The sequence below is a fragment of the Marinobacter gelidimuriae genome (genome assembly GCF_000372805.1).
In the GTDB taxonomy this organism is placed as follows: Bacteria; Pseudomonadota; Gammaproteobacteria; order Pseudomonadales; family Oleiphilaceae; genus Marinobacter; species Marinobacter gelidimuriae.
On sequence record NZ_KB889897.1, the window covers coordinates 111,939 to 136,765 of the forward strand.

Consider the following 24,827-nt stretch of genomic DNA (forward strand, 5'->3'; position numbering starts at 1 on the left):
GCGAAACACCAATGAAGAACGACGCTTACGCATCCTTGCTTGAAAAGCTTCTACCCATCGTGCACCAAGCAGGCGACGCCATAATGAGCATTTACGCCGGCGATATTGACGTGCGTACGAAGAGCGATGCATCGCCAGTAACAGAAGCCGACGAGCTGGCCGAAGCTCTCATTTTGCCGGCGCTGCAGGCACTGGACAGAAGAATTCCTATTGTCGCGGAAGAGCAGGCTGCCGCCGGCAATACACCAAAAACCGGCGACCGCTTCTGGCTGGTAGACCCCCTGGACGGCACAAAAGAATTCATCAACCGCAACGGCGAGTTCACCGTTAACATTGCGCTGATTGAGAACGGCGTGCCGGTACTGGGCGTGGTTCTGGCGCCGGCTCTGAAGCGGCTGTTCGCCGGTGGCCGCGGGCTAGGTGCTTTTATAGAGGAAAACGGCGAGCGCAAGGCCATTCAGTGCCGCCCGGTGCCAGCGGCCGGGTTAACCGTTGTCGCCAGCCGCTCCCATGGCGACGAGGCCGCTCTGGCGCGCTTTTTAGCCGGTGCCAGGGTGGCCAGCCAGACCAGTGCGGGCTCTTCACTAAAGCTGTGCCTGCTGGCCGCCGGTGAAGCGGATGTGTATCCGCGACTGGGGCCCACTATGGAATGGGACATTGCTGCCGGTGACGCTGTGCTGCGTGCAGCCGGTGGCCGACTGATTACCCTGGACAACAAGCCCATGGTGTACGGCAAGCCAAACTTTGCCAACCCGCACTTTTCAGCCTGGGGCTTGAAGGCTGGGGACAGATCTTAGACGGAAACCGGGGACAGATTTCAAATCTGTCCCCTACCCTTGCCCCTTATCCCCAAAAAAACCCCGCTGAAATCGCTCCCAGCGGGGTTTTTCTTTGCGCCAGGCTGTCTCAGCTAAGAGGAGCCTTGCGCACTCGATCCTCTTCCTCGATCTGCAAGTCCACTGACGACACTGCGTATTCATCGGCGAAACCCGATTCCGGCTCTTTCAGCCACATAAAGCACAGGACCCAGCTTACAAACGCACCAGCGGCGATAATGTAGAAGAACTGGGAGGGGGTCACAAAGGTGAAGATCGTCAGATAAACCACCGCACCTACGTTGCCGTAAGCTCCGGCCATACCGGAAATCTGCCCGGTCAGGCGGCGCTTTATGGACGGGAGAATGCCGAAGGTAGCGCCTTCTGCACCCTGCACAAAGAACGAGGTAAACACGGTAACAACCACGGCAATAACCAGCGGCCAGCTAGAATTCAGCATGCCCATCAGCACAAAGCCCACCGCAATACCAAACATATAACTCAGCATTACAAAACGGCGGTTACCCATGCGGTCCGACACCATGCCACCCATAGGCCGGGCAACCAGGTTCACAACGGCGAAAGAGGCAGCCGCCAATCCGGCAGTGGCAGCGCCCAGGCCCCAGGTTTCCTCAAAGAACATCGGCAGCATGGACACCACTGCAAGTTCCGCACCAAAGTTGGCAAAATAGGTGCTGTTCAATGCGGCGACGCTGTTAAACGGGTACTTGTCGTCTTCCGGTACGCCCTTTTTCAGGATAGGAACGTTAACCCGCAGAATCTGCACAATCTGATAGCAAACGATGGCGCAGATCACCACATAGGCCACTACCGCACCGGTCACGCTCAGGTAACCCATGTTCTGAATACGCCACACCAGAATAGCCAACACACCAATCAACGGAATGGTCCACAGAATCAGTTTGACCATGTCGCCCCAGGTACTGACTTCCATCGCACTCGATTTACGCGGCTTGCGATGTACGGTTCCCACCGGGCCATCGGTAACCGCAAACCAGTAGTACACGCCATACAGCGCCATCACGATGGCACTCTGGGCAATGGCCCAGCGCCAGCCATCATCACCACCGTACATTTGCAGGGCTATGGTCGGCAGCGTCAGCGCGGCAGCGGCCGAGCCAAAGTTGCCCCAACCGGCGTAGAAGCCCTCGGCAAAGCCGATATCGCGGGGCTTGAACCACATGGCGGTCATGTGAATACCCACCACGAAGCTGGCACCGATAGAACTGAGCACCAAACGGCTGACTAGCAGCTGGGTCATGGTATTGCCGAAGGCGAAGGTCAGCGCCGGTATCGACATCAGCACCATCAAAATCGAAAACACCCGGCGGGGGCCGAAGCGGTCCAGTGCCATACCCACAATAATTCGTGCGGGTATGGTTAACGCCACGTTACAGATGGCAAACAGGCGCAAGTCATCGGCGGTCAGCCAGTTCACGCTTTTCAGCATGCTCGACGCCAACGGCGCCATGTTGAACCACACGTAAAATGTGATAAAGAACGCAATCCAGGTCAGGTGCAGCGCTTTGATCTCTGGATTTTTAAAACCGAATATAGCTGCGACTTTCATTTAAGCCTCCGGGGGCTTTTAGTTCTTACAGTTCTGTCAGTTGCCAGGGCACCAGCGGCCATCAGCAGCTAGGCAGAATAAGCAATGGGCATTGCACCCGGCGCGCCAGAAACGAACTGACCTTACCGAATGTCATGTAATCCAGCTCATCCACGAAATAAGTCAGTGAACGGGCGATAAAACCGCCGTCGGGCTCTTCACTGTGGCGAGCAATCACCAACATGTTTGGCTGCACTTTATTTTCGGCTGCGTAGAGCAACATCTTGCGTGCATCTCCTTCCAGTAACAGGGAGTCGGCGCTGATGCCTTCCTTGATGCACATTTCCAAAGCGTCTTGCAGGGCCTTTTTTAAACTGGCCAGCTCTTCCTGAAACAAGTCCTCGTTGCTTGCGGTTATATCCCGCGGGTTCTCGGCCACGGCAACCAGGCTGAGGGTAGGTTTGAGCTCGTGAAACATGGTGATGGTTTGTGCCAGTGCCAGTTTGGCGTTGCGCGAACCATCGTAGGCGATCATTATTTTCATAGGGAGTTTCCCGGCGAATTCATCGGCACCGTTACAGGCGTTGCGGTGGTCTATGAGTGCATTAGCCCACACTTAACAGCGCTTATAATTGACGTGTATCAACGTTAATGGCGCCTACCCCACCAGAGAAATCAAGACTCTATCCCCCCTGCACCTGTTGCCACGCAAAAGCCTACCCCATCGCTCCCCAGCAGGAGGTACCCCTGATGCCCCGGCCCGAAAATTCATGGTTTTGGTAACATCTGCAAATGGTAAAAATTTGTTTAAATGAGACCGCGGCGTGCAAAACAACCGCTTTCAATCCCATCATCAAGCGCTGAAAATGCCGCTTGAGCCGGAGTTCGCACCAAAAACATTGGCAACCCTTTTGGGTGCCTTTGCGCTGCTGCTTTGCGGGATCAGCGGATTAGTATTGGAAAACCAATTACACCTGCAGGCAAACACCCTCAGCCTGGTGTTGGCACTGGCTGTTTTGGCAGGCTCCGGGTTACGCTTGGCGTTCGGAATAAACGCTGGCCGGCGGGCAATGCCCGCGAATGCCATAGGCACGACAACGGTTACGCACCATGCCGGAACACCTTGCGCTCAGCAAAGCCGTCTGATGTGGCGTTTTGCAGTGTCTTACAGCGGCGTGTCTGCCAGTTTTATTGTTCTTTCGTTGTGGCTGCCGCATTATCTGGCGGAGCTGTATCAGCTTGATGTTGCTCACGCAGCGCTTACCGGCTTGCTTTGGATAATACCCGCCGCGCTATTTCATGCCCCCGCCATAAAGCTGGCACGGCGATTCGGCGCGCGGCGAATGATGTACCACAGTCTGACCGGCATATTGATTGTGACGTTCATACTCAGCTACCCGCCCACCCATTATCAGGTGCATGGCATCGACCGCGAGATTCTCTTTACCCTAAGCCTCGGCCTGCCACTTTTTTCCATGCTGATGATCGCATTGGGATTATTTCTTGCTCTTGGCCAAGCGGCATTGTTTAGCCAAATACCCCGGTACTATTCTCAGTACTACTCCCAGTACTATCCCCACAAAGTAAACACAGCAGCCGCCACACTCACGATGGCCGGAGCCATTCTTGCCGCCCCGATGCTACTGGCATTCGCCGCCATCAGTGATATAACCGGCATCTGGCAAACCAGTTTCATGCTGCTGTTTGCTCTGACACTGTTCACCTTGCTGCGCATGCACCTGGCCATTCGCAATGCCGAAAGCAAAGAGTGGGCCAACGCGGCAGAATCCACCGACCTTCCGGAGTTACTCAACAGCGGTTAAAAACCGTAGAGCATTAGGAGAACAGTACCGGCTTGGCAGTCGCCAGGTGGAATATTGCGGCTATCTGCAACAGGGCAAGCACCGCTGCCACGATGCGTGCGCGCTTATCGACACTGACCTTAAGGGCAAACAGACCGGCTACGATATAACCCACCAACAGAATTATTTTGGCTGTTAACCAACCGTGGACTAACGGCATCCACGGTGTTACAAACACCAGGCTGATAGCGCTGACCAGCAGCACCGTGTCGTTAGCGTGGGGAATCCAGCGCAAAGGCGTTTGCCGCCAACCAGGGCGGCCCACGGCATCCATCAGCAGGCGCAGTGCGAAAAGCGTCACCGTCAGATACGCGGTGAGCATGTGAATGCTTTTTAAAGTCATGTACACGGGCGGGGTTCCTTGATTTCAATGAAGTTGATTATAAACCGCGCAAAATAGTCTTTCTCGGCCCAAATCCAAGGGCAAAGGCACGGCGATAAAACCGTTATTGTACGCACACTACTCCCATCCGGGTATGTCATTTGAACTGGCCTTCCTTTAACATATACATAAAATACCACTATTAACGGAGATCCTCATGGCGATTCCGACACCATCCGCCGACGGCGCCAGTATCGGTCAGTTGTTCGGTTACCCTTTTCGCATTTTCTTCCTGTCTATGGCCCTGCTGGTTGTTGTTGTGTTGCCGGTATGGGTGCTCCAGGCAACAGGCACCCTACAACTGCCACTAGCCTTGCCCGGGGTGCTATGGCACCAGCACGAAATGCTGTTCGGGTTCCTGACCGCCGCTATTGCGGGCTTTCTGCTAACGGCCGTGTGCACCTGGACCCAGACCGATCGAATTCATGGTCTGCGCCTGGTTCTATTATGGGGCGTATGGCTTGCTGGTCGGCTATTGCTGGCATTTGGCGGTGATCTTCCGGTTTGGCTGGTTCAGGGTGTGAACCTGGCCTTTCTGCCGTTAGTGATGCTCGATGCGGGCTGGCGTGTCTGGCACGCGCGGCAGAAACGCCAACTGATGATATTGGTGGTACTGGGCCTTTTATGGCTGATGCAAATCGGCTTCGTTACCCGACTTGATCCGGTTTACAGCTACGGTGCGCTGCTGATGGGCCTGGCCCTGATCAGCATTGTTGGCGGGCGTATCACGCCGGCCTTCACCAGCGGTTATCTGGGCCGCCAGGGACTGAGCCCTACGCTGGTGAAAAATTCAGCCAAACTGGATATGGCCAGCGTATTTGCGATGATTGTGCTGCTGGCAACGCTGGTGAGCGGCTGGCGCACCCTTGCTGGCGTGATGGCCATCGTTGCTGCTGGCATTATGCTGGTGCGGCTGTACCACTGGAAAGGTTGGCTGACCCGTAAAGAACCGCTGTTGTGGGTTTTACACCTGTCAATTCTATGGGTGCCGGTGGCGCTAGCTCTTCTGGCCGGGCACTTGCTGGCCGGCTGGCCTTCAAACGCCTGGGCCCACGCTGCGGGCGCTGGCGCCATTGGCTGCCTGATATTTGGGGTTATAGCACGGGTAACCCTGGGCCACACCGGCCGGCCGCTGGTGCTGCCACGGGGCATGGTAACCGCCTTTGTATTGATCCAGCTGGCCGCGGTGGCACGGGTGCTGACTGCCTTCAATATTCTGGGCTGGCACGCCGGTATTGGCGTCAGCACTCTGCTATGGTTGATCGCCTTTGGTGTCTTTCTGTGGCGCTACGCCCACATGTTGGCTAGCCCACGGCCAGACGGTAAAATCGGGTAAACATTGCGCAAATTTTGTAATTATCCACTAATGGTCAATAGCATCAGGCGAATTTCGAGCTAGAGTTACGGAAAATCATCTTGTGAAAGAGACATCGGCACTATGGATTCCAACACGTTTAGCAAACAAGACCTGATCGACTGCGGTCACGGTGAATTGTTCAAGGGCGCTGGCATGCGCCTGCCCATTGATGAAATGCTGATGTTCGACCGCATCACCCACATTGGGAGCGAAGGCGGGCTTTACGGCAAAGGCGGCCTGACCGCAGAGCTGGATATCAACCCGGACCTGTGGTTCTTCAAGGTGCACTTCGACAGCGATCCGGTTATGCCGGGCTGCCTGGGCCTTGACGCCATGTGGCAGCTGCTCGGTTTCTACCTGGCATGGACCGGTGGCCAGGGCAAAGGTCGCGCGCTGGGTTCCGGTGACGTGAAATTCTTTGGCCAGGTTCTTCCTAATGCCAAAAAAGTCACTTACCATCTTGATTTCAAACGTCTTATAAAGCGCAAGCTAACCATGGCTATCGCCGATGGCCGCATGAAAGTGGACGGTAAGGAAATTTATACGGCCAAAGACCTACGGGTAGGCCTGTTCACCTCCACCGACAATTTTTAGGAGTGACTGACATGCGTCGCGTTGTAATCACCGGGATGGGCATTGTGTCCAGCCTTGGAACCGACATAAAGGCTGTAACCAAATCACTGCGGGACGTGAAGTCCGGTATCGGCTTCAGCGAAGAAGCCCGCGATAACGGCCTACGTAGCCAGATTTGCGGTCAGATCAACCTGAATCTTCCAGAATTGATTGACCGCAAACTGTGGCGCTTTATGTGCCCGGCTTCCGGCTACACCCACCTGTCTACGGTAGAAGCCCTGGCCCAGTCTGGCCTGACCGACGAGCAGATCCGCGCCAACACCACCGGCGCCATTTTCGGCACCGGCGGCGCATCTACCGTGGAGCTGATGGACGCCATCGACACCCATCGTACAAAAGGCATTCGCCGGGTGGGTCCTTACCGGGTGCCACGCACCATGGGCAGCTCTATCAATGCCAGCATTTCCACGGCGTTCGGCATCACCGGTGTTAACTACGGCATTACGTCGGCCTGTGCTACCAGTACCCACGCGGTTGGCCACGCTGCAGACTTGATTGCTATGGGCCGCCAGGACGTCATGCTGGCGGGCGGTGGCGACGACATCCACTGGAGCCTGAGCATGTTGTTCGACGCCATGGGCGCGCTGTCCACCAAGTACAACGACACCCCGGAGAAAGCGTCGCGCACCTACGATGCTAACCGTGACGGTTTCGTGATTTCTGGCGGCGGCGGCACCCTGGTGCTGGAAGCTCTGGAACACGCACAAGCCCGCGGCGCCAACATTCTGGCGGAAATCGTCGGCTTTGGCGCAACCTCTGATGGCGCCGATATGGTCGCCCCCAGCGGCGAGGGTGCAGTACGCTGCATGCAGCAGGCGATGAAAAACATCGACGGCGAAATCAGCTACATCAACACCCACGGCACCAGCACACCGGCCGGCGACATCACCGAGCTGAAAGCTATCAAGCAGGCCTTCGGTGACCGCATTCCGCCGCTGAGTTCTACCAAAGCACTGAGCGGCCACGCTCTGGGCGCGGCAGGCGTGCACGAAGCCATTTACAGCCTGATCATGCAACGTGAAAACTTCATTTGCCCATCAGCCAACATCGAAAATCTGGATGAAGGCGCAGAAGGTTACCCGGTCGTGCGCGAAGTGCGCGAAAACCAGAACCTGGAATATGTGATGAGCAACAGTTTCGGCTTTGGCGGCACCAACGGCAGCCTGGTGTTTAAAAAGTTCTAAGCTCGATTCAGGAAAACCTGACCGAGCGGTATTCAGCCGGCGACGAGCCCATCCAGCGCTTGAACGCCCGACTGAATGCACTCAGTTCTGAAAACCCAAGCTGTTCGGCAATTTCTACCAGCGGCTTGGTTTTATCCTGCATGTAAGCCAGCGCCTGCTTGCGGCGAACGTCCTCCAATATACGCGCGAAAGTTAGCCCTTCCGCTCGCAGCTTTTTGTGCAAGGTATAGCGGCTCATGTGCAGCTGTGACGCCACCACCTCTACACCTACCTTTCCTCTGGCCAGCTGGCCGTCAATTAAAACACGCACGCGGATACTCAGAGATGCCCGCGCAGCCTGCTGCTGCCCGTTTACAGCCATGAAACCCCTCCCGACTCAGAATTTATTGTCATCTTTTAAAAAATTCGGTGGTGAAAGATAAACCATCAAAGCATTCAGCGTACAGATGTTAGCTGAAATTAATCCATAATACCCTTGAGCGAGGTCAACTGACATTCCGATTGGCTCGGGCACAATAGCGCGCTCGCGACTCTTGATAAGCGCCCTATCCTCAACATACTCATCCCGGAGCCCGTTATGAATACCCCGGAACTGCTTGCGCCTGCCGGCACCCCCGAGCACCTTGAAACCGCCTTTGCCTATGGCGCCGATGCGGTTTATGCCGGCCAGCCCCGCTATTCCCTGCGGGTTCGCAACAACAGTTTCAAGAACGCAGCCGCCCTGGGCGCTGGTATCGAGCGCGCTCACAATTTGGGCAAGCAGTTCTATCTGGTCTCTAACATTGCACCCCACAATGACAAGGTTCGCTCCTATCTGAAAGATCTGGCGCCGGTACTGGAGCAACAACCCGATGCGCTTATCATGTCCGACCCGGGTTTAATCATGCTGGTAAAAAAGCAGTGGCCAGACCAGCCCATACACCTGTCTGTTCAGGCCAACGCGGTAAACTGGGCAACAGTAGAATTCTGGCGCAGCCAGGGCATCAGCCGGGTAATTCTGTCACGGGAACTGGCACTGAACGAAATTCGCGAGATCCGCGAGCGGGTGCCGCAGATGGAACTGGAAGTGTTTGTACACGGCGCTCTGTGCATGGCTTACTCCGGCCGCTGCCTGCTGTCGGGCTATATGAACCACCGCGATGCCAACCAGGGCGCCTGCACCAACGCCTGTCGTTGGAACTACAAACCGGTGGCACACAGCCACGATCAGACCGGCGACCTGATCGCCCGCTCTTCTGACAGTCCTGTGCAGGAAGCTGAACCCAGGGAGATAGAACCCAAGGAAATTCTGCTGGAAGAACCCAACCGTCCCGGCAGCTTAATTCCCGCTTATGAGGACGAACACGGCACCTACATCATGAATTCCCGCGACCTGCGCGCGGTGCAGCACGTAGCCGCCCTGTGCGAAATGGGCGTGCACTCACTGAAAATTGAAGGCCGCACCAAAAGCACCTACTACGTAGCACGCACTACCCAGGCCTACCGCCGGGCCATTGACGAAGCTGTGCAAGGCAAGCCTTTTGACATGAGCCTGATGGACGAGCTCGAAGCTCTATCGAACCGCGGTTACACCGAAGGGTTCCTGCGCCGCCACCTGCCCCAGGAATATCAGAGCTACGAGCGGGGTTCATCCTATCTCGGCAGCCAGCAGGTGGTGGGCGCCATCGCCGACGCCAACGACCAGTGGCTTACCATCACCGTAAAAAACAAATTCTCCATCGGTGACCCGCTGGAACTGGTCACCCCCAGCGGCAACCTGCGATTCACCCTGCCTGCTATGGAAAATCTGAACGGCGGCGCCGTGGATTGCGCCCCCGGCAGCGGCCACATTGTACGTATTCCTGTGCCTCCAAACGCTCCGGCGCAGCTTGTTCACAGCTACCTGACACGCATCCTACCGAATGGCACACAAAGCTAAACTGCACGTATAATAACGCTTACTGACCATAACCCAGACGCGCAAACCGCTTTAAAAGTAGTTTGCAGTTTAATGCGGCTTCCTCGATTTAATACCTGACTAAATTACTCTGGTATTGTACAATCAGTGTCAACAAGCAACAGATCAGCCCAGCAACCTCTGCGATTGCTGGCAAATTAAAGGGCGTCACAGCCCACGATAAAAGAACACGGAGCGACGATCATGGCGACCACAGACAAAGAGGTAAGAGAACTCATCAAACGGGATTACGAACACGGGTTCGTGACCGAGATTGAGTCAGACACCTTTGAGCCGGGCCTCAATGAAGACGTCATTCGCCGTCTTTCTGAACTCAAGCAAGAACCCGAATTCATGCTGGAGTGGCGCCTGAAAGCCTATCGTCGCTGGCTCGAAATGGAAGAGCCTGACTGGGCTCACGTTGATTACCCAAAGGTAAAATACAACGAGATTTCCTATTACTCCGCGCCCAAACGCCCGGAAGATATGCCCCAGAGCCTCGACGAAGTCGATCCTGAGCTGCTGCGCACCTACGAAAAACTGGGCATTCCGCTGCACGAACGTGCCAAACTGGCGGGCGTTGCAGTAGATGCAGTCTTCGACTCTGTCTCTGTCGTCACCACCTTCAAAGAGCCACTGGAAAAAGCCGGTGTTATCTTCTGCCCGATTTCAGAAGCGGTTCAGAAATATCCAGAACTGGTGGAAAAGTATCTGGGCAGCGTGGTTCCCGCCGCTGACAACTACTTCGCCGCGCTGAATTCCGCGGTATTCTCCGACGGCTCCTTTGTGTACATCCCCAAAGGTGTGCGCTGCCCGATGGAATTGTCGACCTATTTCCGCATCAACGCAGCCAACACCGGCCAGTTCGAACGTACCCTGATTATCGCCGACGAAGGCAGTTACGTCAGCTATCTGGAAGGCTGTACCGCGCCCATGCGCGATGAAAATCAGCTGCACGCTGCAGTCGTCGAACTGGTGCTACTAAAAGATGCCCAGATCAAATACTCCACGGTACAGAACTGGTACCCGGGCGATGAAAATGGCAAAGGCGGCATCTACAACTTTGTCACCAAACGCGCCGCCTGCATCGGTGACAACTCCAAAGTATCCTGGACCCAGGTCGAAACCGGCTCAGCCGTCACCTGGAAGTACCCCAGCTGCATACTGCGTGGCGACAACAGCGTAGGTGAATTTTACTCAGTTGCGCTAACCCACAACTATCAGCAAGCCGACACCGGCACAAAAATGATTCACCTGGGCAAAAACACCCGAAGCACGGTGATTTCCAAGGGTATCTCTGCCGGTCGCAGCTCAAACAGCTACCGCGGCCTGATCAAGTTCAACCCGGGAGCAGAAGGCGCACGAAACTTTACCCAGTGCGACTCCCTATTGATTGGTGACCGCTGCGGCGCCCACACCTTCCCGTACATAGAAAGTAAGAATAAGTCGGCCATCGTGGAACACGAGGCAACCACCTCAAAAGTCAGCGACGAACAGATGTTCCTGTGCCGCCAGCGCGGTATCAACCCGGAACAGGCCGTATCCATGATCGTTAACGGCTTCTGTAAAGAAGTCTTCAAAGAGCTGCCGATGGAGTTTGCGGTAGAAGCCGGCAAACTGCTGGAAGTCAGCCTGGAAGGCTCGGTTGGTTAAGCTTTATAGAAGCCCAAAATTTGATTAAAACGAATTCAAAAGCTTAAAAGAGAGAAATCACACATGCTGAGCATCAAAAACCTGCACGCCTCCGTTGAAGGCAAACAGATTCTCAAAGGCATCAACCTGGAAATAAAAGCCGGCGAAGTTCACGCCATCATGGGCCCCAACGGCTCCGGCAAAAGTACCCTGTCGCAGGTGTTGGCAGGCAATGAAACATTTGAAGTCACCGAAGGCGACGTTACCCTCAACGGCGACAACCTGCTTGAACTGCCCACCGAAGCGCGTGCCCGCGAAGGCGTTTTTCTGGCGTTCCAATACCCGGTTGAAATTCCCGGCGTCAGCAACCTGCAATTCCTGCGCACCGCCGTCAACGCCATGCGCAAGCACCAGGGCAAAGACGACATGAACGCCGCTGAATTCATGAAGCTGGCTAAAGAGGTCTCCAAACAGGTCGACCTGGACCCCGCGTTTCTCAAACGCGGCGTGAACGAAGGCTTCTCTGGCGGCGAAAAGAAGCGTAACGAAATCATGCAGGCGTTGCTGCTGCAGCCAAAGCTCGCCATTCTTGACGAAACTGACTCCGGCCTGGATATAGACGCCCTGAAAGTGGTTTCCGACGGCGTGAACGCCTTACGTGCACCCGATCGCGCCATTCTGATGATTACCCATTATCAGCGCCTGCTGGACCACATAGTTCCAGATTACGTACACGTATTGGTCGATGGTAAAATCATCAAATCAGGCGGCCGCGAACTGGCCCTGGAACTAGAAGCGAAAGGCTACGGCTGGCTCGGCGTTAAAGATAACACAACTGCCAGCCACTAATCGGGAGGTCGCGACATGAAATCTGCATCTACGCTTTCCAGCGCCTTTCTGCAATCGGCGGGTCAAGCTCTGCCCGAGCCACTGCTGGCGCTACGCGCTAACAGAGCCAGCGCTCTGACGGATTTGCTGCTGCCCACGCGAAAAACTGAAAACTGGAAGTACTCGGCCAAGCATCTGAAACTGACCGATGAAATGGCCAGCTCTTTGCCACTGAACGCCAGTGCCGGCGCCGAAGCCGACATTCAGGGTTACACTGTGGTATTAGTGAACGGCGTTGTGCGCCCCGAAGCCAGCAACTACCCAGCGCTGGAAGGCCTTAGCATACAGCGCTTCAGTGATTTGAACGGCGATGACGCCGAGCTTGCCGCCGACCTGCTTGGCAAATCCATCAGCGATCAGCCAGCAAAACACGGTTCGATCAACCTGTCGTTGCTGAACGCTGCGCGCTTTGAAGACGGCCTGCTGATACAGCTGCAGCCAGGCACCGTGCTGAACCAACCGCTGCTTGTGATTCACCACACCAGCGCCAGCCACAGCGGATCTGCCTTTCCTTGTATTTTAGTAGCCGCAGGCAGCAACAGCCAGCTCACCCTGGTGGAAGACTATGTTTCCAGCGGCGAAAGCCCGGTGATGGTCAACACCGCCACCGAGTTCAGCTTGGGCGATGGCGCCAATATCACCAGTGTGCGCCTGAATACCGAAGGTCAGAATGTGCAGCACATGGGCACCACCGGTGTGCGCCAGCAGCGCAACTCGCGTTTTGCAAGCCACAGCGTTGGCTTTGGTGGCACCTTGCGCCGTCACGACCTGCATGTGCGCCTTGAAGGCGAAGGTGCCGAGTGCAAACTCAATGGCGTGGTGGTTACCCAGGGTACCCAGCATTACGACAATCACACCACCATCGAACACATTGCGGCCCACTGCAACAGCGAAGAAAGCTATCGCAACATTGCAGCAGACAAATCCCACGCTATTTTTAACGGCCGTATACACATCCATCAGGATGCGCAAAAATCCAACGCCAACATGAGCAACAAAAATCTGCTGCTTACCAACGGTGCGGAAATTGACACCAAGCCAGAACTGGAAATTTACGCCGACGACGTAAAGTGCGCCCACGGCGCGACCATCGGCCAGCTTGATAACGAATCCATATTTTATCTGGTGTCCCGTGGCCTTAGCCCCCGTGATGCAAAAGTTCTGCTGACCATGGCGTTTATCAATGAACTGGTGGCGCAGATTCCGGTGGAGCAGGTGCGTGACACCGCCAACACCGGTCTGAACCAGTTCTTCGACCAGGCATTCCAAGAGGTATAACCGGTTATGAGCACTTTGTCCGTGGCCAAAACCACCCAACCGCTGTTTGACGTACACGCGATACGCCGGGATTTTCCCATACTGTCGCAACAGGTAAACGGCAAACCGCTGGTCTATCTGGACAACGGCGCTTCATCACAACGCCCGGAGGCGGTGTTGCAGGCCATGGACAGCTACTATCGGGAAATGCACTCCAACGTTCACCGTGGTGCCCACACCCTGGCTGATCGCGCCACTACCGCCTTTGAAGGCGCGCGCAAGAAGGTCCAGCAATTTTTAAATGCGCCCAGCGCACGGGAAATTATCTGGACCCGCGGCGCCACCGAAGCCATCAACCTTGTGGCCAACGGCCTGGCTCCGCTGCTTAAACCGGGCGACGAAATTTTGCTGAGCCAGATGGAGCACCACGCCAACATCGTGCCCTGGCAGATGCTGGCAGAGCGCACCGGCGCCAAGGTACTGCCGATTGATGTAACGCCGGAAGGCGAGCTGGACATGGACTCGTTTCACTCACTGTTGAGTGAGCGCACCCGCGTTCTGGCCATCGCCCACGTATCCAATGCGTTAGGCACCGTGAATCCGGTGGCCGACATGGTGGCCAAAGCCAAAGCACAGGGCGTGATTACCTTAGTCGACGGCGCCCAGGCCGTGCCCCACTTCCAGCCCGATGTGCAGGCGCTGGATTGCGATTTTTACGTGTTTTCGGCCCACAAGCTGTTTGGCCCCACCGGCATTGGTGTGCTCTATGGCAAAGCCGAGTTGCTGGAAGCTATGCCACCCTGGCAAGGCGGCGGCGAGATGATTGAACGGGTGAGCTTTGCCGGCACCACCTACAACACCTTGCCTTACAAGTTTGAAGCCGGCACTCCGGCCATTGCCGAAGCCGTGGGCCTGGGCGCCGCTATTGATTATTTGGCTACCCTGGATCGCGACGCAATGGAAGCGGCCGAAAACGCCCTACTCCAGCGCGCCAACGAGTTGGTAACCAGCGTGCCGAGTATGACCGTGATTGGCACAGCGCGCCATAAAGTGCCGTTGATATCCTTTAAAATTGACGGTCTGCACCCGAGTGATATTGGTACTCTGCTCGACCAGCAGGGCATTGCCATTCGTGCCGGCCACCATTGTGCCATGCCGCTGATGGAGTATTACGGGCTTCCCGGTACAGCGCGAGCCTCGTTTGCGTTCTACAATACTCTGGAAGAAGTAGAGCAGTTGTTCGCTGCCCTGCAAAAAATACAGCGTTTGTTTACCTGATGGAGGTGACATTATGACAGCCCAAGTATTCACCCCAACGATTGCGGTCACCATGACCCCCAGTGCGATTAAACACGTGCGCAGGCAGTTGGACAAAAAGCCCGAAGCGCTAGGCATTCGTCTTGCCATCAAAAAGAGCGGATGTTCCGGCTTTAAGTACGAAACCCAGTGGGTGGAAGAGTCCGGCAGCGATGACCGGATATTTCATATCGACGGCGTAGACCTGTTTGTAAAAGACGAACACATGCCACTGGTGAACGGTATTGAAATTGATTTTGTTACCGAAGGCGTGAACTCCACCTTTGAGTTTCGCAACCCCAACGCCACCGCAGAATGTGGCTGCGGCGAAAGCTTTACAGTGGTATGACGGAGTAACAGATGCAAGAACGGGAAGTTGTACTGACCAAACGCGAAGTGGAAGCCCGCCTGGTTCCCTCCGGAACGGAAATCATGATTCCTTCGGATACCTTCGTCACTATTACCCAGTCACTGGGCGGAACCTTTACAGTGGCGGTTAATGGCAATTTGGCGCGCATTGAAGGCCACGACGCCGACGCCTTGGGCAAACAGCCACTGGTCAGTAATTTTGATACTCCGGAAGACGGCACAGTAAACGAAAATCAGATGTGGGAAGCTCTGCGTAACTGTTATGACCCGGAGATTCCGGTCAACGTGGTAGAGCTGGGGCTGATCTATAGCTGCTCCATCGAGCAAGAACCAAAGCACGGCAATCACATTTACATCACCATGACTCTTACCGCCGCGGGTTGTGGCATGGGCCCGGTGATTGCCGAAGATGTGAAAGCCAAATTGGAATACGTGCCCAACGTTGATAAAGTCACGGTAGACCTGACCTTTGACCCGCCCTGGAACAGCGACATGCTGACCGACGAAGCCAAACTTGAACTGGGGATGTTGTAATGACCACCAGCGCAATCAATTTCACGAAAAATCCGCTGGGTACCAGCACCACAATGGAAGACGTGTTTGACGCCTTCGAGCTTCTGGACGACTGGGAAGATCGCTACGCGTTCATTATCGACCTGGGCAAACAGCTACCACCGTTTCCAGATTCCGAACGCAACGAAAAGAATTACGTGCACGGCTGCCAGAGCCAGGTGTGGCTGATTCACCACTACGAAGCCGACGGCAAGCTGTTTCTGCTGATCGATTCTGATGCCATTATTGTGCGTGGGCTAGCGGCGATCATCCTGGTGGCGCTGAACAATCACGAACCCCGTGAACTTCTGGCCATCGACATCGACGAGCTGTTTGAACGCCTTGATTTATTCCGCCATATCTCTCCGACTCGCGGAAACGGTCTGCGTTCGATGATCAGCAAAATCCGCGATATCGCCTCTAAGGAGGCCGCATAACCTATTACTGTTTTAGCCCAGACACATCAGAAAAGGCCCGCATGTGCGGGCCTTTTCTTTGGCAAACGATAACGCACACGACGAGCTACCACACCACGGCAATATCGTCCTGCTGGATATTGGTTTGGCCACCATGGGCCGACAGCTTGCCGGAGGCGAACTCAGGGTGAACATTGTTGAGTGTGATGTTAACCCCGGTTTCAGTCAGCTCGGGTGTTGCGTCCAGGGCCTCAAAGTGCTGTGCACTGCGGTATACCTGCGCGACCGCCTTACCATAATCGGTTTGTTCAAAACCGGCGGAAGCAAAACCCTTGGCGCTGCCGGGGCCAACATTCCATTGTTCGCGGGGCAAGGGTAACGAGCAATAACGGGCAACCTGGGTGTCGGGCACACTGGCAACGCACTGTCGAAAGCGTGGCTCCAGTTTCAATTCGACGACCGTTTCCACTGCGCCGTCACTGTGTTCGTTCACAGATACGGTTTTCATACCGCGCAAATAGCTGTCAACGTAGGCTCGAAAATCGTCGTTCTGCAGCACAAAGTCGTTCACCGTCGCACCGCCGTTTTTACGCAGGCGCCTAAATATACCCAGCGTAAACGGCAAAAAACCGCCGCGCTAGCATAACCGGCAGCGGCTTGTGTCGCAGCGGTTTCTGACTTAATCTGCGCCACAACTTCTCGCTATTATGGGCACATTTATGGACATCTACCTGGTTGGCGGCGCAGTGCGCGATCAACTGCTGGGCCTGCCAGTTAAAGACCGCGACTGGGTGGTGGTGGGCGCTACGCCCGAAGCCATGCTGGCACAAGGCTTTCGCCAGGTGGGCGCTGATTTCCCGGTGTTCCTGCATCCGCATACCCACGAGGAGTATGCGCTGGCCCGCACCGAGCGAAAGCACGGCCGTGGCTACCACGGGTTCACGGTGTACAGCGCACCTGACGTAACCCTCGAAGAAGACCTGAAACGCCGCGATTTGACTGTTAATGCCATGGCGCAGGCCGAAGGCGGCGAGATTATTGACCCTTTCGGCGGCCAGCAGGATCTTCAAGACCGTCTGTTGCGCCACGTTTCCGAAGCCTTCGCTGAAGATCCTCTGCGCATTCTGCGCACCGCACGTTTTGCCGCCCGCTTTGTGCCCCAGGGTTTTGCTGTTCACCCCCACACCTTGCAATTGATGCAGGCCATGACTGACGCCGGCGAAGTGGGCCACCTGGTGCCTGAACGGGTATGGCAAGAGCTTCAGCGCGCCTTACACGAGACTTCTCCAGTGACGTTTTTTGAGGTGCTACACAGTTGTGGCGCCCTGATTGAACTCCTGCCGGAATTTGCAGCGCAGCCAGTACGCCAGCAGGCCCTTAACGCCCTGCAGCAATTGCATCAGAATTTACCCGACGCCAACACAGCGCAGCGAATTGCAGCGTTGTTACTGCCGCTTTCCAGCGCACAAGCCAACAATCGGGCGACTTTATTAAAGGCGCCAAAAGTCTGCCAGGAGCTTGCCACCCTGGCCTGCACCTTGCGCTGCTCATCCTGCATGAACATTACCGACAGCGAAAACGAACTGGCCGAGCAGCTGTTGGAAGCCCTTAACGCCGCAGACGCCTGGCGCCGGCCAGAACGCCTGCAACAAGCGCTGCAATTGTTACGCGTTACCTTGCCCCTTCAAAACGGCCTCGACCTGCCTTTACAACAGATCGGGCTGCAACAGCTGGCAGAATCGTTACAGGCGGCTGCGGGTGTACAAGCCAAAACCTTACTGGCCCAGGGTTACAGCGGGCCGGAACTGGGCCAGGCTATGAACCAGTGCCGGCTGGAGGCCGTCCACAGCGTCATAAACAAGCGCTGAACCTGTCACGCAGTCAGCGGTTGGTGCTCGCCAATCAAACGGCTACACTGTGGATAGTTTGACTCAGGCGCGGCAAATCTGCCGCCCGCATGCTAAAAATGGAGAATGCTCATGCGTGATGTTGTCATTGTTGCCGCCAAGCGGACGGCGGTCGGCGGTTTTGGTGGGGGATTATCAACCCTGCGCGCTGACCAGCTTGGAACGGCTGTCATTAAAGCGCTGATGGAAGAAACCGGCGTTGCCGGTGATCAGGTCAGCGAAGTTGTTATGGGCCAGGTACTTACCGCGGGCTGCGGCCAGAATCCAGCGCGCCAGGCATCTATTAACGCCGGGCTGCCGGCGACTGTGCCGGCTATGACCATCAATAAGGTTTGCGGTTCCGGCCTGAAAGCCGTGCACATGGCGGTGCAGTCTATCCGCAACGGCGACGCAGAAATCGTCATTGCCGGTGGCCAGGAAAGCATGAGCCAGGCGCCCCACGTTCTCCCCAACAGTCGTAATGGTCAGCGTATGGGCAACTGGGCGTTGGTAGACACCATGGTCAATGACGGTCTGTGGGACGCTTTCAACGACTATCACATGGGCATAACCACCGAAAATATCGTTGAAAAATACGGTATTAGCCGTGAAGAGCAAGATCAATTCGCAGCTGCGTCGGAGCAAAAAGCCGTAGCAGCGCAAAAAGCCGGTCGCTTTGACAACGAAATCGTGCCGGTTTCGATTCCCCAGCGTAAAGGCGACCCGATTATTGTCGCCAAAGACGAAGGCCCGCGCGATGGCACTACAGCCGAAGGCCTGTCTAAGTTGCGCCCTGCGTTCAAAAAGGACGGCACAGTAACGGCCGCTAACTCCTCGACCATCAACGATGGCGCAGCCGCCGTTATGGTGTGCAGCGCTGAAAAAGCCAAAGAACTGGGCTTGACCGTACTCGCCACCATCAAAGCCCAGTCCAGTGCTGGCGTAGACCCCTCTGTTATGGGCACCGGCCCGATTCCTGCCAGCAAACGCTGCCTGAAACTGGCGGGCTGGGACGTTAGCGATCTGGACCTGATTGAAGCTAACGAAGCCTTCGCGGCCCAAGCTATTTCGGTCAACCGCGATATGGGCTGGGACCTAGCCAAGGTTAACGTAAACGGCGGCGCTATTGCGATGGGCCACCCGATCGGCGCTTCCGGCTGCCGTATTCTGGTCAGCCTACTGCACGAAATGGTGCGTCAAGATGCCAAAAAAGGCTTGGCGACACTGTGCATCGGCGGCGGCATGGGTGTGGCGCTGGCGGTTGAGCGCTAGCTCAAGATGTTAAACGGAACGCTAATCTAATATGCTGAATGTCGTGCTGTACGAGCCGGAAATTCCTCCAAATACCGGGAACATTATCCGGCTCTGCGCCAACACCGGTTGTAAACTGCACCTGATTGAACCACTGGGGTTTACCCTCGAAGACAAACGGATGCGGCGGGCCGGGCTGGATTACAGCGAATACGCCAGTGTAAAAGTACACAAAAGTTATCCGGCGTTTTTACATTCCGAGCAGCCGCAACGGCTGTTTGGGCTGACAACGAAAGGCAGTCATTACTATCATGAGGTCAGTTACCAGGAAGGTGACTATCTGATGTTCGGGCCGGAAACCCGCGGCTTGCCCGCACCGGTTCGCGATGCCCTACCCGATGGCCACCGCCTGAGAGTGCCCATGTGCGCTCACAGCCGCAGCCTGAATCTGTCGAATACCGCTGCACTGGTGGTTTATGAAGCTTGGCGACAGCTCGCATTTTGCGGTTCTGAATAAAAAACCCGGCTCGTAAGCCGGGTTTTTCTTGCCCGCCCAGAAAGTCAGTGAGTTTTGGGCTCACTGGTGGCTTCTGCAGCCGTCGCTTCTTCTTGCTTGCGCTGAAGCGCCTGGGCATAAATCGCGTCGAAGTTAACCGGCGCCAGCATCAGTGCCGGAAAGCTGCCACGACTTACCAGGTTATCAATGGCTTCGCGGGCGTAAGGGAACAGAATAGTCGGGCAGTAGGCACCCAACATGTGGCCCAGTTGCTGAGGCTCCACACCGTTTACCAGAAAAACGCCAGCTTGTTGGATCTCAACAATGTAGGCGACTTTCTCTTCGATTTTTGCCGTTACCGTCAGCGACAGCACAACTTCGTACTGATTATCGCTGACTTTGCTGTGCCCTGTGTTCAGATCAAGATTGACCTGCGGCTTCCACTGCTCCTGAAACACCGTCGGGGCGCTGGGGGATTCGAAAGAAAGATCTTTTACGTAAATGCGCTGCATGGCGAATTGTGGTTGGTTCTGGTTTTCATTGCCTGCTGCAGCTTGCGAATTCTCAGCCATGTTCAATCCTTTATTATCAATCTGGGCCAGGTTGCCCGTGAATTAAGCGACGTGCTGCGGCGCTGGGCGGCAACACAACCCTTCGTTATTTCTTTACCAGCGGCAAATTGCTGGCTTTCCAGTCGGCAATTCCGCCGCTCAGGCGAACCACATTGGCAAAACCGTCAGTATTAAGCTGTTTGACCGCCATAGCAGAATGCTGCCCCATCTTGTCGACCACAATCAGCTGCTTTTCTTTGTGCTTGGACAGCTCACTGCTGCGACTTTTCAAAGCGCTCAATGGAATATTCATCGAGCCCGTGATGCGCCCTTCATTAAATTCTTTGCGATCACGGATATCCACCACCACCGCTTCGTCCCGGTTAATCAGGCTCACAGCGCCTTGGGCGGAAATTTTGGCACCACCGCGGCGGGTTTCCAGCGCCAGCAGCGCCAGCAGCAAGGCAACGAATACCGACACCAGAATGTAATGGTTAACAACAAATTCAAACAAGCGATCCATGAAAACACCCTGCAAAATAATTTGGCAAGATTATACACACCCGCAGCCCTGCGCAGAAGGTAACCGGCGTGGCATGGGCAAATGAAAGCGGTTAGAATCTTCAATCCCATTCATATCAACAACAACGCACTGCCAATAACCGGAGCACGTCATGACAGCGACTCGCACGCCAACAGCACTCATCATTCTTGACGGCTGGGGCCACCGCGACCCGGCCGAAGACAACGCCATCAGCAACGCCAATACACCGTTCTGGGATAGTTTGTGGCAAAACAACCCGAAAACGCTGATTAACACCTCCGGAATGTTTGTAGGCTTGCCCAGCGGACAAATGGGCAATTCCGAAGTAGGTCACATGAATCTTGGCGCCGGTCGCGTGGTATACCAGAACCTGACCCGCATCGACAAAGACCTGAAAGACGGTGGTTTCCAGAAAAACCCGGCCCTGTGCAAAGCCATAGACGCCGCTGTAAGCCAGGGTAAAGCCGTTCACCTGATTGGTTTGCTGTCGCCAGGTGGCGTTCACAGCCATGAAAACCACATTCTTGCCGCAGCAGAATTGGCTGCAGCCCGCGGCGCTAAAGCCGTTTACCTGCACGCCATTCTGGATGGCCGCGACATGCCCCCGCGCAGCGCCAAAGCGTCGCTGGAAAAAGCCGCGGCCAGCCTTGCCACACTTGGCGTTGCCCGCATTGCAAGCGTGACCGGGCGCTACTTCGCCATGGACCGCGACAACCGCTGGAACCGCGTAGAAACAGCCTACAATGCAATGGCTTTGGGTGAAGCTGAGTACGCTTGCGAAGACGCGGTAACCGCTCTGGAGCAGGCTTACGAACGCGATGAAAATGACGAATTTGTAAAACCAACCCGCATTCAGGCCGAAGGTGATACCACCGCCACCATTAACGATGGCGACGCCGTGTTGTTTATGAACTTTCGCGCAGACCGTGCCCGCGAGCTGACGCGCACCTTTGTTGACGCTGATTTTGACGGTTTCAAACGCAAAAAAGTGCCCCATCTGGCTGACTTTGTAATGCTTACCGAATACGCCGCCGACATAAAAGCCAGCTGCGCCTATCCGCCGGCGCAGCTGGTGAATAGCTTGGGCGAATACCTGGCCAACGCTGGCAAAACCCAGCTGCGGATTTCAGAAACCGAAAAATACGCCCACGTTACTTTCTTTTTCAACGGCGGCCGCGAAGAGCCATTTACCGGAGAAGACCGCATTCTGGTGCCGTCCCCAGACGTTGCCACCTATGACCTGAAGCCGGAAATGAGCGCTCCGGAAGTGACAGACAAACTGATTGAAGCCATTAAAAGCGGCAAATACGACCTGGTGATCTGTAACTACGCCAACGGCGACATGGTTGGCCACACGGGCAAGCTGGACGCTGCCATCAAAGCGGCCGAATGCCTGGACGCCTGCGTAAAGCGCGTTGTAGAAGCGCTTGCGGAAGTGGGTGGCGAAGGCCTGATAACCGCTGACCACGGCAACTGCGAGCAGATGCAAGACCCGGTATCCGGCCAGGTACACACCGCCCACACCATTGGCCCTGTGCCCCTGGTATACACCGGCCCAAAACAGATAATGTTGAACGACGGTGGCGCCCTGAGCGATGTGGCGCCCACGCTGCTAGCGCTGATGGGCGTGGCTCAACCCACCGAAATGACAGGCCACAGCCTGGCTGAGATCGGTTGACTGTAAACGGGCAGGTTGCCATGTTACGCGCGCTACTGGTTTTACCTGTGCTGCTACCCTTGCTACTGGTGCTGGCTCTTGCCAACGCAGGTCCGGTAGCCGCGCAGCAAGCAACTTCTCAACAGGTAACTCCGGCCCAGATTGAAAAGCTGAAAAAGCAGATTGGCGCCATTAACCAGTGGCTGACCAAAGCGGAAAAAGACCGCTCGCAACTGCAACAACAGCTGACCGGTCTGGAGCGCAGCATCAGCGACCTGACCCGAGAAGCCCGCAACCTAAAGCAGCAGGCCGCCAGCCAGCAAACACAGCTGGCAGAACTGGAAACCCGGCAACAGCAGTTAACCCTCATCCTCAACGGCCAACGCGAACAGCTGAAGAAGCTGCTGCGCCAGGCCTGGATGGAAGGCGACGCCAGCGCCCTGAAAGTGCTGCTCAACGAAACCGACCCCAACAATATTGCCCGCACCCTCACCTATTACGAATACCTGGGCAATTACACAGTCGGCCAGGTACAGGCTTTTCAGGCCAGCCTGGCAGAGCTGAACCAAACCCGCACGCAAATGCAGAATACCCGCGCCAGACTGGCCGCCACCAAGGCCGATGTAGAGCAACGCCAGCAAAAACTGGCGCAAACCCGCAAGCAGCGCGAACAGACTCTGGCAAGCCTGAACGCAGACATCGGCCAGCGTCGCAGTGAGCGCGACGGACTGGCCGCCGATCAAAAGCGCCTGGAGGCCCTGCTGAAGGAAGTGCAACAGGCCATCACCAGCATACCTGCGCCAAATGCCAACCAACCGTTTGCGAAACTGCGCAAAAAAATGCCCTGGCCCGCTGCTGGAACCGTGGTCAGCAGCTTTGGCGAAACCTATGCCGAAGGCAAACTACGCCGTAACGGCCTGCTAATGCACACCGACACAAGTGCAGAAGTGCGGGCTATTCATCACGGTCGCGTTGTATTTGCCAATTGGTTGCGTGGCTTTGGACTGCTAACCATTATTGACCACGGCGATGGTTATATGACCCTATATGGCCATGCCAGCAGCCTTTACACCACAACCGGAGACTGGGTAGATGCCGGCGAGGCCATTGCTCAGGCCGGCCAGACCGGCGGCACCGACAAAACAGCGCTGTATTTTGAAATACGCCACAACGGCAAGCCCGATAATCCGTCACGCTGGCTGGCCGGGCAACCGGCGAAACCCGGCAACAGCTGACAAACGCCAGCGCTCCCGCCATACTGTGGCGAACTGAAGGAAATCTGCCAACTGGCGGAATAAATACAGGATAAGTCAACTACCCCGCCCTGAAGGACGAAGCTTGTAGAGAATACCCTGCAAGCCAGGTTGACCAGGGAGAGCGGACACCAACCCGCTACGTTTATCACAGGTCGCTAAGACTCATCGCCGAATGCTTCCTCAGTTCGGCGCTCTGAAAGACTGGGATCACGCTGGCGAAAGGTAAAGCGCCGAAGGTTCCGGTCGCCGCGCAAGCGGGAGCCGGTGATAGACATTCCCGAGGGGAGAGAGGCTTCGGCCTCCGTTACTAGGCCCGTAAGGGCATTCATTGAAAGGAAAACGATGTCGGTCTTCGTACTGGATAGACGCAAACACCCCCTTATGCCGTGCACCGAAAGGCGTGCGCGGCTTCTACTCGACCGTGGTCAAGCGGTGGTGGTGCGTGCGTATCCGTTTACGATCCGGTTGAAAAGCCGGGTTGGCGGAAATACTCAGCCGGTCCGGATCAAGATCGATCCCGGCAGCAAGACCACCGGGATTGCAGTGGTTCGAGAAAGCNGCCAGAAGCAACACGTTCTGGCGTTAATGGAGTTGGCTCATCGCGGTCGCCANATCAGCAAGTCTCTGGAGCAACGTCGGGCGTTTCGCCGCCGGCGTCGCAACCAGCTGCGGTACAGGGCACCCCGATTTAACAATCGAACCAAGCCCAGGGGCTGGCTGGCCCCGAGCCTGCAACACCGGGTGGATACCACGAAAAGCTTGGTGAATCGGCTTCGGTCTTTGGTGCCGGTTGAATTTATCAGCCAGGAACTGGTTCGATTCGACACGCAGAAGATGGAAAACCCGGAAGTCAGCGGTGTCGAATATCAGCAGGGCACCTTGCTCGGCTACGAGGTCCGCGAATACCTTCTGGAGAAGTGGGGGCGCGAATGCGCTTACTGCACCGACAAAGACACCCCTCTTCAAATTGAGCATATCGACCCAAAAGCCAACGGTGGCTCGAACCGGATCAGCAACCTGACATTGGCGTGCCGGCC

At 55.8% G+C, this 24,827-nt stretch carries 26 protein-coding genes; 19 read left to right on the forward strand and 7 right to left on the reverse strand.

Annotated features, from left to right (window positions below):
• Window positions 1-11 precede the first annotated feature (11 nt).
• A complete protein-coding gene (cysQ, locus tag A3OI_RS0112195) occupies window positions 12-797 on the forward strand; it encodes a 3'(2'),5'-bisphosphate nucleotidase CysQ (protein ID WP_018404552.1) in 786 nt (261 codons plus the stop codon).
• 109 nt (window positions 798-906) lie between these two features.
• Here cysQ and A3OI_RS0112200 read toward each other — a convergent pair whose 3' ends face one another.
• Both A3OI_RS0112200 and A3OI_RS0112205 read right to left on the reverse strand, forming a co-directional pair.
• Window positions 907-2,406 (reverse strand): MFS transporter, encoded by a 1,500-nt coding sequence (locus tag A3OI_RS0112200; RefSeq protein WP_018404553.1) that lies wholly within the window; start codon window positions 2,404-2,406, stop codon window positions 907-909.
• Window positions 2,407-2,467: 61 nt separating this feature from the next.
• Window positions 2,468-2,929 carry a universal stress protein gene (locus A3OI_RS0112205; RefSeq protein WP_018404554.1) on the reverse strand — a complete coding sequence of 154 codons (462 nt, stop codon included), beginning with the start codon at window positions 2,927-2,929 and terminating at the stop codon, window positions 2,468-2,470.
• A gap of 280 nt (window positions 2,930-3,209) precedes the next feature.
• On the opposite strand from A3OI_RS0112205, the gene A3OI_RS0112210 reads away from it, so the two are divergent.
• A complete protein-coding gene (locus A3OI_RS0112210) occupies window positions 3,210-4,208 on the forward strand; it encodes a hypothetical protein (RefSeq protein ID WP_018404555.1) in 999 nt (332 codons plus the stop codon).
• A gap of 13 nt (window positions 4,209-4,221) precedes the next feature.
• On the opposite strand, the gene A3OI_RS0112215 is transcribed toward A3OI_RS0112210, so the two are convergent.
• The gene (locus A3OI_RS0112215; RefSeq protein ID WP_018404556.1) at window positions 4,222-4,590 is read right to left on the reverse strand and encodes a SirB2 family protein; all 369 of its coding nucleotides are present in this window, start codon (window positions 4,588-4,590) and stop codon (window positions 4,222-4,224) included.
• 196 nt (window positions 4,591-4,786) lie between these two features.
• On the opposite strand from A3OI_RS0112215, the gene A3OI_RS0112220 reads away from it, so the two are divergent.
• From A3OI_RS0112220 to A3OI_RS0112230, 3 genes are all read left to right on the forward strand, one after another.
• Window positions 4,787-5,965 carry an NnrS family protein gene (locus A3OI_RS0112220; protein WP_018404557.1) on the forward strand — a complete coding sequence of 393 codons (1,179 nt, stop codon included), beginning with the start codon at window positions 4,787-4,789 and terminating at the stop codon, window positions 5,963-5,965.
• A 102-nt stretch (window positions 5,966-6,067) separates the two neighbouring features.
• A complete protein-coding gene (gene fabA / locus A3OI_RS0112225) occupies window positions 6,068-6,580 on the forward strand; it encodes a bifunctional 3-hydroxydecanoyl-ACP dehydratase/trans-2-decenoyl-ACP isomerase (protein WP_018404558.1) in 513 nt (170 codons plus the stop codon).
• Window positions 6,581-6,591: 11 nt separating this feature from the next.
• Window positions 6,592-7,803: a beta-ketoacyl synthase N-terminal-like domain-containing protein gene (locus tag A3OI_RS0112230; protein WP_018404559.1), complete on the forward strand. Its 1,212-nt coding sequence runs from the start codon at window positions 6,592-6,594 to the stop codon at window positions 7,801-7,803.
• Between the two features lie 7 nt (window positions 7,804-7,810).
• On the opposite strand, the gene A3OI_RS0112235 is transcribed toward A3OI_RS0112230, so the two are convergent.
• Window positions 7,811-8,164 carry a helix-turn-helix transcriptional regulator gene (locus A3OI_RS0112235; protein WP_018404560.1) on the reverse strand — a complete coding sequence of 118 codons (354 nt, stop codon included), beginning with the start codon at window positions 8,162-8,164 and terminating at the stop codon, window positions 7,811-7,813.
• 216 nt (window positions 8,165-8,380) lie between these two features.
• On the opposite strand from A3OI_RS0112235, the gene trhP reads away from it, so the two are divergent.
• The 8 genes from trhP to A3OI_RS0112275 all read left to right on the forward strand — a co-directional run bounded on the left by trhP (window position 8,381) and on the right by A3OI_RS0112275 (window position 16,170).
• Window positions 8,381-9,721, forward strand: a complete 1,341-nt coding sequence (trhP, locus tag A3OI_RS0112240) for a prephenate-dependent tRNA uridine(34) hydroxylase TrhP (protein ID WP_018404561.1) — start codon at window positions 8,381-8,383, stop codon at window positions 9,719-9,721.
• Window positions 9,722-9,943: 222 nt separating this feature from the next.
• Window positions 9,944-11,392, forward strand: coding sequence for a Fe-S cluster assembly protein SufB (gene sufB / locus A3OI_RS0112245; protein WP_018404562.1), 1,449 nt, complete (start codon window positions 9,944-9,946; stop codon window positions 11,390-11,392).
• A 63-nt stretch (window positions 11,393-11,455) separates the two neighbouring features.
• Window positions 11,456-12,220: a Fe-S cluster assembly ATPase SufC gene (gene sufC / locus A3OI_RS0112250; RefSeq protein WP_018404563.1), complete on the forward strand. Its 765-nt coding sequence runs from the start codon at window positions 11,456-11,458 to the stop codon at window positions 12,218-12,220.
• 15 nt (window positions 12,221-12,235) lie between these two features.
• Entirely contained in the window at window positions 12,236-13,537 is a 1,302-nt protein-coding gene (sufD, locus tag A3OI_RS0112255) for a Fe-S cluster assembly protein SufD (RefSeq protein ID WP_018404564.1), read from the forward strand.
• Window positions 13,538-13,543: 6 nt separating this feature from the next.
• Entirely contained in the window at window positions 13,544-14,794 is a 1,251-nt protein-coding gene (locus A3OI_RS0112260) for an aminotransferase class V-fold PLP-dependent enzyme (RefSeq protein WP_018404565.1), read from the forward strand.
• Window positions 14,795-14,807: 13 nt separating this feature from the next.
• On the forward strand, window positions 14,808-15,161 hold the full coding sequence (locus tag A3OI_RS0112265; protein WP_018404566.1) for a HesB/IscA family protein: 354 nt from the start codon (window positions 14,808-14,810) through the stop codon (window positions 15,159-15,161).
• 11 nt (window positions 15,162-15,172) lie between these two features.
• Complete coding sequence (sufT, locus tag A3OI_RS0112270; RefSeq protein WP_018404567.1) at window positions 15,173-15,715, forward strand: putative Fe-S cluster assembly protein SufT; 543 nt, start codon at window positions 15,173-15,175, stop codon at window positions 15,713-15,715.
• Entirely contained in the window at window positions 15,715-16,170 is a 456-nt protein-coding gene (locus A3OI_RS0112275; protein WP_018404568.1) for a SufE family protein, read from the forward strand. Before sufT ends, A3OI_RS0112275 begins: the two co-directional genes overlap by 1 nt.
• 85 nt (window positions 16,171-16,255) lie before the next feature.
• Here A3OI_RS0112275 and A3OI_RS23925 read toward each other — a convergent pair whose 3' ends face one another.
• Window positions 16,256-16,774 carry a FlgT C-terminal domain-containing protein gene (locus tag A3OI_RS23925; RefSeq protein ID WP_018404569.1) on the reverse strand — a complete coding sequence of 173 codons (519 nt, stop codon included), beginning with the start codon at window positions 16,772-16,774 and terminating at the stop codon, window positions 16,256-16,258.
• A 94-nt stretch (window positions 16,775-16,868) separates the two neighbouring features.
• Between A3OI_RS23925 and A3OI_RS0112285 the strand changes: the two genes are divergently transcribed.
• From A3OI_RS0112285 to trmL, 3 genes are all read left to right on the forward strand, one after another.
• Window positions 16,869-18,017, forward strand: a complete 1,149-nt coding sequence (locus A3OI_RS0112285; RefSeq protein ID WP_018404570.1) for a hypothetical protein — start codon at window positions 16,869-16,871, stop codon at window positions 18,015-18,017.
• A gap of 111 nt (window positions 18,018-18,128) precedes the next feature.
• Window positions 18,129-19,307, forward strand: a complete 1,179-nt coding sequence (locus A3OI_RS0112290; protein WP_018404571.1) for an acetyl-CoA C-acetyltransferase — start codon at window positions 18,129-18,131, stop codon at window positions 19,305-19,307.
• Between the two features lie 31 nt (window positions 19,308-19,338).
• Window positions 19,339-19,803 (forward strand): tRNA (uridine(34)/cytosine(34)/5-carboxymethylaminomethyluridine(34)-2'-O)-methyltransferase TrmL, encoded by a 465-nt coding sequence (gene trmL, locus A3OI_RS0112295; RefSeq protein WP_007349431.1) that lies wholly within the window; start codon window positions 19,339-19,341, stop codon window positions 19,801-19,803.
• Window positions 19,804-19,847: 44 nt separating this feature from the next.
• On the opposite strand, the gene secB is transcribed toward trmL, so the two are convergent.
• Together secB and A3OI_RS0112305 are read right to left on the reverse strand one after the other, a co-directional pair.
• Window positions 19,848-20,354, reverse strand: coding sequence for a protein-export chaperone SecB (gene secB / locus A3OI_RS0112300; RefSeq protein WP_018404572.1), 507 nt, complete (start codon window positions 20,352-20,354; stop codon window positions 19,848-19,850).
• Between the two features lie 85 nt (window positions 20,355-20,439).
• A complete protein-coding gene (locus A3OI_RS0112305) occupies window positions 20,440-20,856 on the reverse strand; it encodes a rhodanese-like domain-containing protein (protein ID WP_018404573.1) in 417 nt (138 codons plus the stop codon).
• Window positions 20,857-21,007: 151 nt separating this feature from the next.
• On the opposite strand from A3OI_RS0112305, the gene gpmI reads away from it, so the two are divergent.
• The 3 genes from gpmI to iscB form a co-directional block, all read left to right on the forward strand.
• Window positions 21,008-22,555 (forward strand): 2,3-bisphosphoglycerate-independent phosphoglycerate mutase, encoded by a 1,548-nt coding sequence (gpmI, locus tag A3OI_RS0112310; protein ID WP_018404574.1) that lies wholly within the window; start codon window positions 21,008-21,010, stop codon window positions 22,553-22,555.
• Between the two features lie 20 nt (window positions 22,556-22,575).
• A complete protein-coding gene (locus A3OI_RS0112315) occupies window positions 22,576-23,769 on the forward strand; it encodes a murein hydrolase activator EnvC family protein (protein WP_018404575.1) in 1,194 nt (397 codons plus the stop codon).
• 402 nt (window positions 23,770-24,171) lie between these two features.
• Window positions 24,172-24,827 (forward strand): RNA-guided endonuclease IscB (iscB, locus tag A3OI_RS0112325; protein WP_026224175.1); only part of this gene is annotated, 656 nt, incomplete at its 3' end.